This window comes from Aquimarina algiphila (assembly GCF_007489275.1).
In the GTDB taxonomy this organism is placed as follows: Bacteria; Bacteroidota; Bacteroidia; order Flavobacteriales; family Flavobacteriaceae; genus Aquimarina; species Aquimarina algiphila.
This window is the reverse complement of record NZ_VLNR01000006.1, coordinates 37121-51289: the sequence shown is the minus strand read 5'-3', so window position 1 is coordinate 51289 and position 14169 is coordinate 37121. Positions and strand designations below refer to the sequence as shown.

The 14169-nt window shown below is 30.8% G+C and carries 13 protein-coding genes; 7 read left to right on the top strand and 6 right to left on the bottom strand.

All coding sequences use genetic code 11. The annotated features are described in order from the left end of the window. Nucleotides 1-2: 2 nt before the first annotated feature. The 5 genes from FOF46_RS04220 to FOF46_RS04200 are packed head-to-tail and all read right to left on the bottom strand — an operon-like array spanning nucleotide 3 to nucleotide 4866. Nucleotides 3-1043: an AAA family ATPase gene (locus FOF46_RS04220; protein ID WP_109434567.1), complete on the bottom strand. Its 1041-nt coding sequence runs from the start codon at nucleotides 1041-1043 to the stop codon at nucleotides 3-5. Nucleotides 1044-1071: 28 nt separating this feature from the next. Further along, nucleotides 1072-2283: a DUF4350 domain-containing protein gene (locus tag FOF46_RS04215; RefSeq protein WP_143915564.1), complete on the bottom strand. Its 1212-nt coding sequence runs from the start codon at nucleotides 2281-2283 to the stop codon at nucleotides 1072-1074. Nucleotides 2284-2287: 4 nt separating this feature from the next. Beyond that, nucleotides 2288-3037, bottom strand: coding sequence for a DUF4129 domain-containing protein (locus FOF46_RS04210; RefSeq protein WP_143915563.1), 750 nt, complete (start codon nucleotides 3035-3037; stop codon nucleotides 2288-2290). 1 nt (nucleotide 3038) lies between these two features. Next, nucleotides 3039-3911, bottom strand: a complete 873-nt coding sequence (locus FOF46_RS04205; RefSeq protein WP_109434570.1) for a hypothetical protein — start codon at nucleotides 3909-3911, stop codon at nucleotides 3039-3041. Then, the gene (locus tag FOF46_RS04200) at nucleotides 3901-4866 is read right to left on the bottom strand and encodes a stage II sporulation protein M (protein ID WP_143915610.1); all 966 of its coding nucleotides are present in this window, start codon (nucleotides 4864-4866) and stop codon (nucleotides 3901-3903) included. The genes FOF46_RS04205 and FOF46_RS04200 overlap by 11 nt, the downstream gene beginning before the upstream one ends. Nucleotides 4867-4903: 37 nt before the next feature. Between FOF46_RS04200 and FOF46_RS04195 the strand changes: the two genes are divergently transcribed. The 5 genes from FOF46_RS04195 to FOF46_RS04180 all read left to right on the top strand — a co-directional run bounded on the left by FOF46_RS04195 (nucleotide 4904) and on the right by FOF46_RS04180 (nucleotide 11113). Further along, entirely contained in the window at nucleotides 4904-5620 is a 717-nt protein-coding gene (locus FOF46_RS04195; protein WP_143915562.1) for an RDD family protein, read from the top strand. Nucleotides 5621-6333: 713 nt separating this feature from the next. Beyond that, nucleotides 6334-7014 (top strand): hypothetical protein, encoded by a 681-nt coding sequence (locus FOF46_RS04190; RefSeq protein WP_143915561.1) that lies wholly within the window; start codon nucleotides 6334-6336, stop codon nucleotides 7012-7014. 372 nt (nucleotides 7015-7386) lie between these two features. Continuing rightward, nucleotides 7387-7554 (top strand): hypothetical protein, encoded by a 168-nt coding sequence (locus FOF46_RS31345; RefSeq protein ID WP_167571742.1) that lies wholly within the window; start codon nucleotides 7387-7389, stop codon nucleotides 7552-7554. Between the two features lie 54 nt (nucleotides 7555-7608). Then, nucleotides 7609-8403 carry a GLPGLI family protein gene (locus FOF46_RS04185; RefSeq protein WP_143915560.1) on the top strand — a complete coding sequence of 265 codons (795 nt, stop codon included), beginning with the start codon at nucleotides 7609-7611 and terminating at the stop codon, nucleotides 8401-8403. Beyond that, nucleotides 8357-11113 carry a carboxypeptidase-like regulatory domain-containing protein gene (locus tag FOF46_RS04180; protein WP_143915559.1) on the top strand — a complete coding sequence of 919 codons (2757 nt, stop codon included), beginning with the start codon at nucleotides 8357-8359 and terminating at the stop codon, nucleotides 11111-11113. The genes FOF46_RS04185 and FOF46_RS04180 overlap by 47 nt, the downstream gene beginning before the upstream one ends. A gap of 140 nt (nucleotides 11114-11253) precedes the next feature. Here FOF46_RS04180 and FOF46_RS04175 read toward each other — a convergent pair whose 3' ends face one another. Then, nucleotides 11254-12006 (bottom strand): peptidylprolyl isomerase, encoded by a 753-nt coding sequence (locus tag FOF46_RS04175; protein ID WP_167571741.1) that lies wholly within the window; start codon nucleotides 12004-12006, stop codon nucleotides 11254-11256. Nucleotides 12007-12044: 38 nt separating this feature from the next. Between FOF46_RS04175 and FOF46_RS04170 the strand changes: the two genes are divergently transcribed. Beyond that, complete coding sequence (locus FOF46_RS04170) at nucleotides 12045-12644, top strand: NUDIX hydrolase (protein ID WP_244299565.1); 600 nt, start codon at nucleotides 12045-12047, stop codon at nucleotides 12642-12644. A 45-nt stretch (nucleotides 12645-12689) separates the two neighbouring features. Continuing rightward, nucleotides 12690-13493 carry a lysophospholipid acyltransferase family protein gene (locus tag FOF46_RS04165; RefSeq protein WP_109434574.1) on the top strand — a complete coding sequence of 268 codons (804 nt, stop codon included), beginning with the start codon at nucleotides 12690-12692 and terminating at the stop codon, nucleotides 13491-13493. Nucleotides 13494-14169: the final 676 nt, after the last annotated feature.

Below are 14169 nucleotides of genomic sequence, written 5' to 3'. Positions count from 1 at the left end.
AACTAACGTGGTATTTCAACAGATTGTAAGATCATTTCGATAACATTTTCAGTAGTCATTCCTTCCATCTCACGTTCTGGTGATAAGATAATACGATGACGTAATACTGGGAAAAGAGATTTTTTAATATCTTCTGGTGTCACAAAGTCCCTTCCGTTAATTGCTGCAAAAGCTTTAGAAGCATTCATCACTGCTATAGATGCTCTTGGTGATCCACCTAAATATAAATGCGGATGTGTTCTGGTTTTGGTTACGATTTCTGCAATATACCCTAGAATCTTTTCTTCTATGATTACTTCTTGAGTTTTTGCCTTAAACTCTATTAGTTTTTGTGGAGTTAAGATTGTATTAACTAACTCTAAGGGTTTTGTGGCTTTTCTCTCATGATGTGTTTTTAAGATATTTACTTCTTCTTCCAATGTAGGATAATCGACTTTAATCTTAAATAAAAACCGATCCAATTGTGCTTCTGGTAATGCATAGGTCCCTTCTTGTTCTACAGGGTTTTGTGTTGCTAATACCATAAATGGAGGATCCATAGGATATCGTGTACCATCTATAGTTACCTGTCGTTCTTCCATAACCTCAAATAAAGCTGCTTGAGTTTTGGCAGGAGCACGGTTGATTTCATCAATGAGTACCATATTTGAAAAAATAGGTCCTTTTTTAAATTCGAAATCACTGGTTTTCATATTAAGAACAGAAGTTCCTAATACATCACTTGGCATAAGATCAGGGGTAAACTGAATACGATTAAATTCAGTCTTTAGTGTCTTAGCAAATAATTTGGCTGTAATCGTCTTAGCAATTCCAGGTACTCCTTCTATTAAAACATGACCATTGGCTAACAAGGAAACAATCAATAATTCGATAAAATCTTGTTGGCCGACAATAACTTTGGCAAGCTCGGCTCTTAATTTTTCTACTACTTGTTGTAATTCACTAAGATCAATTCTGTTTTGAAAATTTAAATCTTGCTCAGATGATGCTATAGGTGAAGTCTGTTCTGAATTTGTATCGTTTGTGATTTCTTCGTTTTCCATATATAATACTTTAAAAGAGAAGTGATGATTAAGATTTACTTTTGAATTTGGTAATCAATTCATATAGCGATATTAATTCATCTTTCTCTATCTTTGGTTTTCTATTTATTTCTTCAAAATATTTGAATAAGTTTTTGGTATCTTCCATAGTATTACTGCTTCTGGCGGCAATATCTGTTAAGGTTTTTTCATCCAAAGTATCTGTTGGTATTCTTAATGTATTACGCACGTAATCCAAAAATAATAGATTTTGTTTTGTTGCTATTTCTTTATGCTTTTCTTTTTCAAAATACATACCGCTAATAGTCCTTGTAAAAGATAAAGTTTGATTTTTTAGCGGTGTAATTATAGGAATACTTCTCTGTTTTCGTTTGCCTTCAAAAAGAATAAATAATACTACTCCAATAACAACAAAATAATACGCCCATTTAAGATAACGATTGTTTAAAAGAAAGAAAAGTGGAGAGGTATAAAATGTTTTTCCAGATTTATAATAGTTATCCCAGAGGATTTGTTGTTTAGGATTGATATACGCCAGAAGATTTTGAGTGTATTGATAATTATTTTCTTTTAGCATAAAATAATTTCCAAATGCTTCGGGAAAAGTATGAAGCAAAATATGACCATTCCCAAAGGATTGTCTGATATAATTGATTTCTGGATCTTTTATGACTAAGGTGTCATTGTATAATTGAGAAACACCTAAAACCGTTGTGTTTATGGTATCTATTTTGCTAAAATAAGGGTTGCTAATATCTCGATCGTATAAAAATGGAATTTCATTTTTTAGATTGGTATTGGTTAATGCAACAAGAGGTTTGGTATTAATATCATCAAGAGCTAACAAATTATCAGTGTCTATATTAAGAGTATCTAATAGTGTATACCCAATATTTTTTGAAGAAATGAATAAAGTATTTCCTTTTTCTACCCAACTTAATATTTTATCCAGCTCACTTTTATCAAAACCTACAGAACCATTAATAAAGAAATAAGTTCCGGTTATGCTATTATTATCTGTAAGAAACTCATAAGGCGGCTGATTAATGTCTTTAAGCCCCTTGTTATCAAATGCTTCTTTAATTAAATTATAGGAAACAAAAGTACCTAAAGGAATTTTATCTGTTTTAGAATAACTAGGAAACCAATTAATGGGAGCTGGTTCACTAGCCTCCATGTACGTTAAGAATGCAATAAGCCCTATAATGATGATGATAAATATTTTGGATCCTTTTGTCATCAAATTAAGATTGTATGCTATTGGTTATAGATTTAAACTCTTTTTCTGCTTGCAGATATGATTTTTCATTGACCTCAAAACTACCATACCAGATAAAATCATATAATTTGGTTATGGATTTAAATTGCTTTTTTATGATATCATTCGATATTTCTTTGGTATAATCGGTATTTGTTTTTTGAGCTTCCCATGTGATCAATTCTAAATCAGATAATTTTTTTAAAACAAATAGATAGTAATACCGAATAGCTAATCTGTAATTATTATTTTGTAATGCTTGATTGATCAATTGTTGAATATCTTTATTTTGAATAATGTCTTCATCCTCTGTAAGCTCCACTTGAGGAGGGATTTGTTTTTCTAAAAGCATATCACCGGGATTCACTTTCATGAATAACCAACTTAATAAAAATAATATACCAATAATTAATAAATATGGTAGTAGCTGAAATATGATTGCCCAAAAACCTGTAATTTCATCAACCCCAAAAAACCAGGATTTAAATTTTCTCCAAAGCTGGTTAAACCATTTTTTCAATCGAGTCCACCAATTATCGGGTTCTTGGTATTCTGTATAGTTGAAATCATCTTGCTTTTGAAATTCTTGTATTTTTTGATCATCCAATTTTATGATTTCTTTGGGAGAATCAAGATCATATACTATTTCCTGCGCTATAGAAGTAACCGTGCTGTCTTGAATCTTAGCAGATAAGGAAAAGGAGATGAAAAATAAAAAGCAATAAAGAATTTTCAAATTATTTGTTGTTACCTAGTGAATCTATTTGTTCCAAAGCTCCTGTAGCATGTTTTATTTCGTTCAGGTTAAAATAAATAAATGCTGTAGAAATTGCGGTTATAATATATAATACATATTGTGCGGCAGATGATATCGTATTTAGAGCAATAAAGACCCAATCTATCATTGCCGTAGGATCTACCATAGAACCTTCAGAGGCAGATGTTAATAATCTTGTATACGAATAGACGGCTGCAGGAATAGAAAATACCATACTTATAATCCATATCACTATCCCAACAATAAAAAGAGTAGCAAAGGTAATCCACCATTCATTCTTTATCAGATTAAAGCTATCACTTATAGCATCTGAAACACTAGAATTTCGAAATATTAATATGGAGAAAACAAGACTCATAGGAACATATAAATATATACCAGGGAAGACACATAATAAGGTTCCGAAGAAAGTAATTAAACCAGAGAGAACTCCTAATCCGATAATTTTACCGAAATCATTTTTTACTCCTTGTACTACAGTTTCAGAATTCACCACACCTTTACCTTCGATATAGTTTTTTATGTAGTGCAAAACAGTACCGAAAAGGGCACCATAAAAAATTAATAACATAGCAAACATTGCAACTAATGCAATCAATAAAATTCCCATATCCGAAAGCTCTCCTCGTGATAGGCTTACTGGGTCAAATACATTAGCATAAGTATGGGTGTAATATGCAGATGCTAATAGAAGTAATACGAATGGTATTACCGAAGTTTTTAGTAAAATTGATAACAAGTGCTTACCATTTTGTCTTATAAAGGCAAAGGTATCTGTGATAATATCTCCTAATTCTCTTTTTTTCTTAAATTCTATGTAGTTATTGTTCATTTGCTAATTTTTTATAGAGTATTCTGGGGTATATAACATAATAAAACAGGATTAAAGCTAAAGATCCTGATATGATAATAATTGCCAGCCAATCTGGCATTTCTGTGTGTCTTGTAACAAAACCTTCTAAAAATCCTGCTATTATAAAAAAGGGAATTGTACTGATTACAATTTTTAATCCTGCTTTTACTCCTCTTACAAAAGAAGTTAACCGAGTATATGTTTTTGGAAATAAAATTGAATTTCCGACGACCAAGCCAGCACAACCTGCTATTATAATTACAGATATTTCAATGGTTCCATGGATCCAAATGGTACGAGCGCTTTCCCAAAGCAATCCTTTGTCATAAAAAAAGTATTGAAAAGAACCAAGCATAATAAAATTACTCATCAGTATGTAAATAGTTCCAATACCACATAATACACCAAATGAAAAACATAATAAGGCTACTCTAATATTATTAATAGTAATACCAAGAAACATATTGGTTTCTTCCATTTTTTTGTATACGGCCATAGGATCATCGTTAGCAATATTCTCTAAAGTCATATTAACATATCCGTCGCCTAATATTGATCTTACAAATGCGCCATCTGTTGCAGATGAATAAACCCCAATTGCAGTAAATAGAACAGAAATTAAAAAAGTAATGAGTAATTGTTTTTGATATTTGTAGAATTCTAAAGGAAATTCTTTGACCCAAAAAGAGTATAACCTATTTTTTTTCTCCTTTTTTGTTTTGTAAATTTTTTGATGTGCGCTTGAAGCTAAACTATTTATATAGTTAAGTGTTTGACTATTAGGGTAAAATGTTTGTGCATAACTAAGATGATCCGTTATTTCAATATATAAATTAGAAAGCTCATCTGGAGTTATTTGGGTATTATTAACCAGAACACTTTCAAATTTTAACCATTTATCTTTATTTTGCTTCACAAAAGCTGCCTCACGCATGTATCGATCAATTAAGAGGTTCAAAGAAACATAATTAATGGATAATTTTCAAATAGAAACGGCTCAAAATGTTAGTATACAGCAAAATGCTGCTGGAATAGGAGAGCGAATATTGGCATATCTTATTGATCTCTTAATTATTATAGGGTATTTTATTGTTACTATATTTATTCTTGGGGTTTTAGGATTGGATCCTGGAGATCAATGGACATATTGGTTAGTTTTAAGTTTGCCGGTTTTTTTATATTTTTTATTGTGGGAAACATTTTGGGATGGTAAGACTCCAGGTAAAGCAGCAATGAAAATAAAGGTGGCAAAATTAGATGGGTCAAGACCTGCTTTTTCTAATTATTTAATTAGATGGTTACTTCGTTTGTTGGATATTTCTTTTGCTTTTGGAGGAATAGCGGTAGTCTCTATTTTATTGGGAGGAAAAGGGCAACGTTTAGGAGATATGGCTGCAGGTACGACCATAATTAGTGAGCGACAAAGGGTACAATTTCATGAGACTATACTTGTTGATATCCCAGACGATTATATAGCGGTATATCCACAGGTTACAGTTTTTAGTGATGAAGAAATGCGAAAAATCAAAACCATTTATACCGATGCAAGACGAAATGCAGATCATAATATCATTCTGGAACTTTCAAAAAAAGTAAGTACTTTGATGGATGTGACCCCTCAGGAGAAACCATTACAATTTGTGGATAAGGTAATAGCAGATTATAATTATTATACGCAGAAGCTTTAAAGGTAAAAGTATAAAGAAGTGAAAAGTTTAAAGTGAAAAACGAAAAGAAGAAAGATGTTGGAAGACTGAAGTTAGAAGAAAACAGTGTATCCTTTGTCAGTCTGATCTTGTCGAAGACAGTTTTATGAAGCTAGACGCTGGAGCTTGGAAAATATAAAGTGAGAATTATCGACAATATACTAAGGTTTTTTTGCAACAAGTAGAGTAGCACCTACAACATATCAAGTAAGGTTAACAATAAGTAAAGCAATACCTACAACATAGTAAGTAAAGCTAACAACAAGTAGAGTAACGCCTACAACATAGTAAGTAAAGCTAACAACAAGTAGAGTAATACCTACAACATTTTAAGTAAAGCTGACAACAAGTAGAGTAGAAGCTACAACATATCAAGTAAAATTAACAACAAGTAGAGCAATACCTACAACAGATCAAGTAAGACCTACAACAAGTAAGATAAGAGTTACAACATGGTGAATAAGGTTGAAAACAAATAGAGTAAGAGATGCAACATAATAGAAAAAAATAACAACTTAGTATTGATCTTTAGCAATACATTTTGCAATGTTTTTGTCATTCCAGCGTAGGCTGGAATCCAAAATAACAATATAAAGGTTACACACTTTTTACTTTACATAAGAGATCACCTAGATTTTGTTAATATAAACTTTATTGTATATTCACAAGTAATTTTAACCACTTAAATATATAATATGTCAAGAAGAAACTATCCATATAGTGACAGTTCGCTATTAGAATGGGGAGATACTACCGCAGAACATTTAAAAGCAGATATTAAGGCATTCTCTGCATTTGATAAAAAATTAAATCAGGATTTTTTGACTACTCTTGAAAAAATGGTAGATAATGCCCTGGCAGAAGGAGGAGACAACATTAACCTGGCACAATTAAGACAAAAAACAGAGGTTGTAGAAGAAGCTATGCAAGCTTGCCAGAAGTATTTTAAACGATTAAAATATTGGGTGTTAGATGCGTTTCCTGGCAAAAAAGCCATACAAAAACAATTTGGTATCGGTGGGTTTACTAAAATAAAAGATAATCAAACCAAGATGATCCAATATATGGAAGGGCTTAAAGATACCATTAAACAATATTACATAGAACTTGAAAAAGCAGGGGCACCTGCTGAGTTGCTCGATCAATCACAGGTATTAGCAGAAACTTTACGGGTTGCTAATAAAGAACAAGAACAAAAAAAAGGAACACGTACTGTAGATACAGCAGATCGTGTAGAACGATTAAACAATTTGCATGCAATATTGCGTAAGATCAATGCAGCAGCAGATAATGTATTCGAAGATCAAGCTGCCAAACGAGAATTATACCGACCACCATCTAGAAATACATCGGGTAATGATACTATTGAAGAATAGTAGGTGGTTTTGATGATGATCAAAAAACAGAATACTTTTTATTTAGTATTCTGTTTTTTGTTATTCTACTTCGCTTATTTTTAATTAATTACATTGTAGCGTAAATATTGTACGCGATAACCGTATACGTTCTATCAAAAAAATGTAGTACTATTGTAACATTATTCGATACAACTATCCTACCCAGTAATCGGATTTTCAACATAAATTTTATTAATCAATATCAAATTGATGGTATGTACTTATTTCTTATTGTAATAAGATAGAAGTACTATATAAAAATGCTATTGATTTTGGATTGAATAAAAAAGAAAACCGTTTCTGTAATTATATAATAAAAAACAAATCATTAATTTTAAAATTAATAATATTATGAAAAAAATCATTTTAACCTTAGGAATCGTATTAAGCGCATATGCAACATATGCTACAAGTAATAGTAATAATGAGATAAATGTTGAAGAAGATTTTTGTACGAAAGATATATACGTATATGAGAATGGTGTACTCATGACTATAATTCATGATCAACCATGTTAAATAATTAAATTATAGAATAAATTTTATACAGAAACGGTTTAAAATAAAATAAAAATGAAAAAAATAATATACATAGTATTAGCATTAGTAATTAATTATTCCGCAAATGCGCAAGGAAAGATAAATGGGATAATTGATTATAATTTTGTGATTAATAATCCTGATGGAACCACTTTTGTTAGACCATATTTACTTTATTTTAATAATCAATTTTCAAATTTCGTAGCTAATGGAAGAGCTGAGCGTATTGATAATATAGATGATCTTGGTGTAATGGAAACAACTGGTGAAATGATACAAAGAAAAGTTATAGACTCAGATTCTCCTAGGGATTATGTATACACTGATTTGAAAGAAAAAACAATGCTTTTTCAGGAAGAGATAGTTCGTGAAATGTTCATTGTAAAAGAAGACGTAGCTAATATTAAATGGAAGTTGTCAAAAGAAAGAAAAAAAATAGGGAAATATTCTTGTCAAAAAGCAATTGGACTTTTTAGAGGAAGAGAATATACAGTTTGGTTTACAACTGACATACCAGTATCTTTTGGTCCATGGAAATTAGGTGGATTACCTGGGTTAATTTTGCAAGTTGATGAGGATAGAAATAAATTTAGCTTTAGGGTTGCTAAATTGAGTGTAAATGTTAAGACTAAAGAAATTGAGGATGGATTGATTTCACCTATGGTTGATAATATGTCTACTATGGATAAATATATTGAAGCCATTAAAAATAGGCAAAAGAATTTTGAAGCAATGTTGCTTTCTACTCTTCCAAGAGGAACACAATTAAAACGAGATTGTGATGAATGCCCCAAAGCAGAGGATCTTAGTTTGGAGATTTTTAAATAGTTTTAGAAGTATATTTTATATCTTGATCAAAAATAGAACATTATCTTATTATAGTTGCCTAGTATTTATTTTATTAGGCAATTTTTTATCTGCCCAATCTACGATTTCGGGTACAGTTAAGGATTCTATCGCTAATCCTATTGTATCCGCTAATGTCTTTTTAAAACAAAAAGATTCCCAAACCATTATTGCTTTTGCCTATACAGATCAAAAAGGGCAGTATGTTTTACAGTCTGATGCTACAGGAGAATTTACCTTAAGTTTTTCAGGGTTAGGGTACGCTACACAAAATGTTGAGGTTACTTTAGAAGACCATATAGCCATCCAAAAAGATGCCGTTTTATATGCGACCTCATATGAGTTAGACGAAGTGATTATTGCATCAGAAAGAGCGATAACAGAAAAAAGAGATACCATTGTTTTTAATGCTTCCTCATTTAAACAGGGAGAAGAAGCTGTTGTAGAGGATTTACTTAGAAAATTACCTGGTGTCGATGTTTCAGAAACAGGCACAATCAAAGTAGATGGCAGAGAGGTAGAAAAGGTAATGGTAGAAGGTGATGATTTCTTTAAAAAAGGATATAAACTATTGACCAAAAACCTAAATGTAGATGCTGTGGATAAGGTTGAGGTACTAAGACGATACTCCAACAATAAGCTATTAAAAGGGATTGAAGAAAGTGAAAAAGTAGCACTTAATCTAAAACTCGATGAAGATTTTAAAAGAGAATGGTTCGGGAGTATATCACCTGGTTACGGAGTAATTTCAGAGGATAGGTACGATGTGGATGCAACAGTGTCTAGTTTTGGTAAAAAAAATAAATACTTCTTATTAGGAAGCCTTAATAATATTGGTGAAGATGTAACAGATGATGTACGAGGTTTAATCGAAGCTCAAAATTATGATGATGAACCAGGTATGGTAGGAGAGAATCAAAGAGTATATTCTTTGATTACTTTGAGTGCACAAGTACCAGGGTTAAAGAAGTCAAGAACAAATTTTAATAACGCAGAGTTAGTCTCTTTAAACTCTATTTTTAAATTATCCTCTAAAATAGATCTTAAAGTACTCGGTTTATTTAATTCAGATAACACTAAATTTTTTAGAGAAGGATTTGATGCTTTTTTTATAAATACGTCATCATTTACCAATACTGAAAATTATGCTTTAGGTAAAACGACCAATGTTGGATTTGGAAGAGTCGAGTTGAACTATGACATCTCAGAAACCAAGATGTTAGAATATGAAGGAAAATATAATAGATCATCAGTAAAGACAGGTTCGCTATTAGTATTCAACGATCTCGAAAATAATGAAGAGCTAGATGATACCAATGCGTTGCATGATCATATGGTTAAATATAGTAATAGGTTTAAAGATAATAAGGTGCTATTGTTAACAGCTAGATATATTAATGAGAAAAAACCTCAGGAGTATACTACCAACCAATTTTTATTTGAAGAGTTATTTCCCGCTGTTCAAGAAGTAAATAGAATACAACAATTTAGTGAGAATGAATTTAAGTACACTGGGATAAAAGCCCATGTACTAGATAGAAAAAAGAATAAAGATTTACTAGATTTTAGTGTGGGTTACGAATTCAGAGAAGATGAATTATTTTCTGATTTTTTTCTAAAAGAAAATGAAAACATAGTACTTAACCCAGAAGAATATAAAAATAGTATTAAATATCAGACACACGATCTATATTTGAGTTCAGGGTATAGAAAAAAGTTAAATAATACTAGTATAGGTTTCAATTTAGAAGGACACCAGTTGTTTAATATGTTAGATGAAACCAATCAGAAAGTAGAGGAGTCTCCTGTTTTAGTAAATTCAAAATTAAGTTTTGACTGGGAGATTAATAAAAGAAATAGAGCTTTTACATATATTGAAAACTCTAATTCTAATGCCAACATATCAGATCTTTACAGTAATTATATAAGTACGGGTTACAGAAATTTTTCAAGAGGAACGGGAAAATTTAATCAACTTAATTCTATCAGGATATTTGCGGGATATAATCTTGGTAATTTTGGAGATCGTTTTATCGCTAACATATCATTATCATATATTAAAGACAAAGACTTTTTAAGTACTAATTCTATAATCACTCAAAATGTTATACAAACCACAAAATTGATTATTCCTGATAGAGAGTTTTATAGAATTAATGCTGGTTTAGATCGATATTTAAGATTCATTAGGAATAATATTAAAATTAAATTTTCGTATTCGCAGGCAGAATTTAAAAATATAGTAAACAGTACAGATTTAAGATCAGTAGAAAATCAGAATTACAAATATGGTTTTGAAATAAGATCTGGTTTTAGAGGGATTTTTAATTATCACTTTGGCACAACTTGGGATACAACAGAAATTGAGACAACAAGTGTAACGAATACTGCAACACAAAACACATCTTTTCTTGACCTTTCATTTGTAGTTAGTTCCAAACTAAACTTACAATTACAATCAGAACGTTATTATTTTACTAATTTAGAAAATGATGACAACACTTATAATTTTATAGATTTTGAGATCAATTACAAACCAAATAACAAAGCTCTAAGTTTTTCTTTGATTGGAAACAATTTGTTAAATACAGAAAGTTTTAGAAATTATTTGGTGAGCGATACCAACATTTCAAGTACAGCATATAGATTGCTCCCAAGATACGCTTTGCTTAAGGCTAGTTATAGGTTCTAAATCTATTTGATTTTTGTTTGCTTTTTTAATCAAGTGTTCTCAGGCATTTAATAAATCAAGAATTTTCTAAATTATGGAATATTAAAAAAGTAAAACAGTTTACAGTTTAAGTGTTAAGGTTTATTACTCAAACCTCAAACCTATTGAATGACTTCGGCTGTTATAAAAATATTTTCTTTAGGCCATTCGCTTCCATCGACAGGAACATTAGATATTTTATCAGCTACATTCATTCCTTTAACAACTTTTCCAAAAATAGTGTGTTCTCCATCCAAATGAGCAGCTCCTTTCTTTGCAATTACAATAAAAAACTCATAAGGTGTAGAACGATTAGAAGGGTTATCCACCCATTGTTTGGATAGGGCAACCGCACCACGAACATGTTTAAGGCCTTTTACCGGCTCTTGGGGGATAGTATATTCTCCAATTTCAAAACGTTTGTTTGCGGTTTGTTGACGATCACTATTGCCTCCTTGAATAACAAATCCTTTGGCTACACGGTAGAAAAAAGTCTCATCAAAATACTTTTGTTTAACCAGATAAATAAAGTTTGCTCTATGTATAGGAGTCTCTTTATATAATTTTATATGTATATCACCATATGTTGTCTTTATGTTAACCAAAGTTTCTGGATTCTCTTTACCATAGGCACTCATGAATTCTCTTAGGTTTTTGTTTGAAAGTTTAAATGGTTCTTCGTTATAGATTTTTTCTTCTATATCAGCTTTTACCTTAGAAGAAACTTCTTCATTTATTTTCTTTGTTTCCTTTATCCTGATAGTATCTTTATTTCTTTCTGTACTCTGCTTGTTTTTTTTAGAATGTGTATCTTCACAATTAGAGAATAAGATAATACTTACGCAAAAGCATAAAATTGATTTGGTAAATGACATTTGAAACATTTAAAAATTTAATTCCAAAAATAAAGAAAATGTCAGTACCGGGCGAATCTTCGCATTTTATTATGGCTCCTGATCTTCGAATAAAAGAATTAAATAAACTTAAAATAGAAGAAAGAAATCCTCGAAATGCTGCGGTTATGATGCTTTTTTATCCCAAGGAAGGGATTACTCATATAGTTTTGATATTAAGACCAGATTATGAAGGAGTACATTCTGGACAAATTGCATTACCAGGAGGGAAAGTAGAACAACATGATTTAAATTATAAAGAAACTGCATTACGTGAAACTCAGGAAGAAGTAGGCGTAAACACAAATACAGTTAAAGTCATTAAAACTTTAACAAAAGTATATATTCCTCCATCTAATTTTTGGGTGCATCCGTTTTTAGGTTTTACAGAAAACCGTCCCGACTTTGTAGCACAAGAAGAAGAGGTGGCAAAAATCATAGAAGTACCATTATCAAAATTATTGGATGAAAGAAACGTGGTCCCACAAAAATTGTCAACATCTTATGCGAAAAATATAGAGGTACCTTCCTTTGAATTAAATGGTTATGTGGTTTGGGGTGCAACAGCGATGATGCTTAGCGAGCTTAAAATCTCTATAAGGCAGTCAATGGCCTTATGATTTTGTATATTTGACGTTCTTAATACAACGAGTTTTCTAAAACATATGGGATTATTTAAAAGAAATCCATTTGGTCATATATTATTTCTAAAAAAATGGCTCATCCGTATCATGGGAGGGCTAACGCATAGACGGTATAGAGGTTTTAATGAATTACAAATAGAAGGAAGTGAAGTTTTTAAAGACCTTCCAGATAATGGTGTTCTATTTGTTTCTAATCACCAAACCTATTTTGCAGATGTGGTAGCAATGTTTCATGTATTTAATGCTAGTTTAAGCGGACGTACAGATTCGATTAAAAATGTGGGATACTTGTGGCAACCAAAAATGAATCTTTATTATGTTGCGGCAAAAGAGACAATGAGAGCTGGGCTGTTAGCAAGGATTTTAGCATATGCTGGAGCGATAACAGTAGAACGTACCTGGAGAGATAAAGGAAAAGATGTTAATCGTCAGGTAAAAATGAGCGATATTACTAATATCTCACGGGCTTTAGAAGATGGATGGGTAATTACATTTCCACAAGGAACAACAAAACCGTTTAAGCCTATTAGAAAAGGAACTGCCCATATTATAAAACAATATAAACCTATTGTCATTCCTATAGTTATTGATGGATTTAGAAGATCTTTTGATAAAAAAGGTATTCGAATTAAAAAGCGTGGAATATTACAGTCAATGGTTATCAAGGAACCGCTGGATATCGATTATGAAAATGACACTACAGATGATATTGTAGGTAAATTAGAATTTGCTATAGAACAACACCCTTCTTTTCTAAAAGTGATTCCTCAAGAAGAATTAGAGGCAGAAGAGGAATTGAATAAAAAAAGAAAATGGGAATATTAAAATATAGTTTTAATAAATATGCCTCATTGTAGTTATATACGGTAATGGCTAAACTTTTTTTCATTATTCTATAATGATAAAGTTTAGAGGATAGGGTAGGGCTCAAAAGTATTCATACGTTATATAAAGAAAAACGTATTATGAAATTTTCAAGAATATTTTTAAGACTAGGGTTAAGCTTACGAACTGTTGTTAAATTTTTAAAAGAGCTTCCAGCATCTTCTTCAAATGCAATCCATAGGTAAACACAAATTTCATATCGATGATTAATGATCTGATTTTGGAATGGACAAAAAAAGCCTCTTTCATTTTTTTGAAAAGAGGCTTCATAATTTTATTCATAGTTATTTTATAAAAAATATGGACTATGTTGTATTCTTTCTTATACAAGAAACTCTCTTTCCTTTTTTAAATTCTAAAAACACTATAGATAATAGTTGTATGATTAAATTTTTAAAGAATTTAATCTACATTCATCGTTTTTGATTCGTCATTCGTCTTTTTTTTTGGGAGAATAAGTACTAGATCAAATATATTGTCAACGTATCTATCAAATACAGTATAAGAATATATTTTATTTGATGTAAAAACTTCTTGTTAGAAACTTTAAAAGTTTTCTCGCAATTAACCAACTGTTATCGTATTATCAATTTATTTACTTGTGCGATGCACAAAT

Bases quoted from the DNA above. Each gene is read 5' to 3' on its own strand.
- FOF46_RS04220 (WP_109434567.1), bottom strand. From the start codon at position 1,043: ATGGAAAACGAAGAAATCACAAACGATACAAATTCAGAACAGACTTCA.
- FOF46_RS04215 (WP_143915564.1), bottom strand. From the start codon at position 2,283: ATGACAAAAGGATCCAAAATATTTATCATCATCATTATAGGGCTTATT.
- FOF46_RS04205 (WP_109434570.1), bottom strand. From the start codon at position 3,911: ATGAACAATAACTACATAGAATTTAAGAAAAAAAGAGAATTAGGAGAT.
- FOF46_RS04200 (WP_143915610.1), bottom strand. From the start codon at position 4,866: ATGCGTGAGGCAGCTTTTGTGAAGCAAAATAAAGATAAATGGTTAAAA.
- FOF46_RS04195 (WP_143915562.1), top strand. From the start codon at position 4,904: ATGGATAATTTTCAAATAGAAACGGCTCAAAATGTTAGTATACAGCAA.
- FOF46_RS04190 (WP_143915561.1), top strand. From the start codon at position 6,334: ATGTCAAGAAGAAACTATCCATATAGTGACAGTTCGCTATTAGAATGG.
- FOF46_RS31345 (WP_167571742.1), top strand. From the start codon at position 7,387: ATGAAAAAAATCATTTTAACCTTAGGAATCGTATTAAGCGCATATGCA.
- FOF46_RS04185 (WP_143915560.1), top strand. From the start codon at position 7,609: ATGAAAAAAATAATATACATAGTATTAGCATTAGTAATTAATTATTCC.
- FOF46_RS04180 (WP_143915559.1), top strand. From the start codon at position 8,357: ATGAATGCCCCAAAGCAGAGGATCTTAGTTTGGAGATTTTTAAATAGT.
- FOF46_RS04175 (WP_167571741.1), bottom strand. From the start codon at position 12,006: ATGTCATTTACCAAATCAATTTTATGCTTTTGCGTAAGTATTATCTTA.
- FOF46_RS04170 (WP_244299565.1), top strand. From the start codon at position 12,045: ATGTCAGTACCGGGCGAATCTTCGCATTTTATTATGGCTCCTGATCTT.
- FOF46_RS04165 (WP_109434574.1), top strand. From the start codon at position 12,690: ATGGGATTATTTAAAAGAAATCCATTTGGTCATATATTATTTCTAAAA.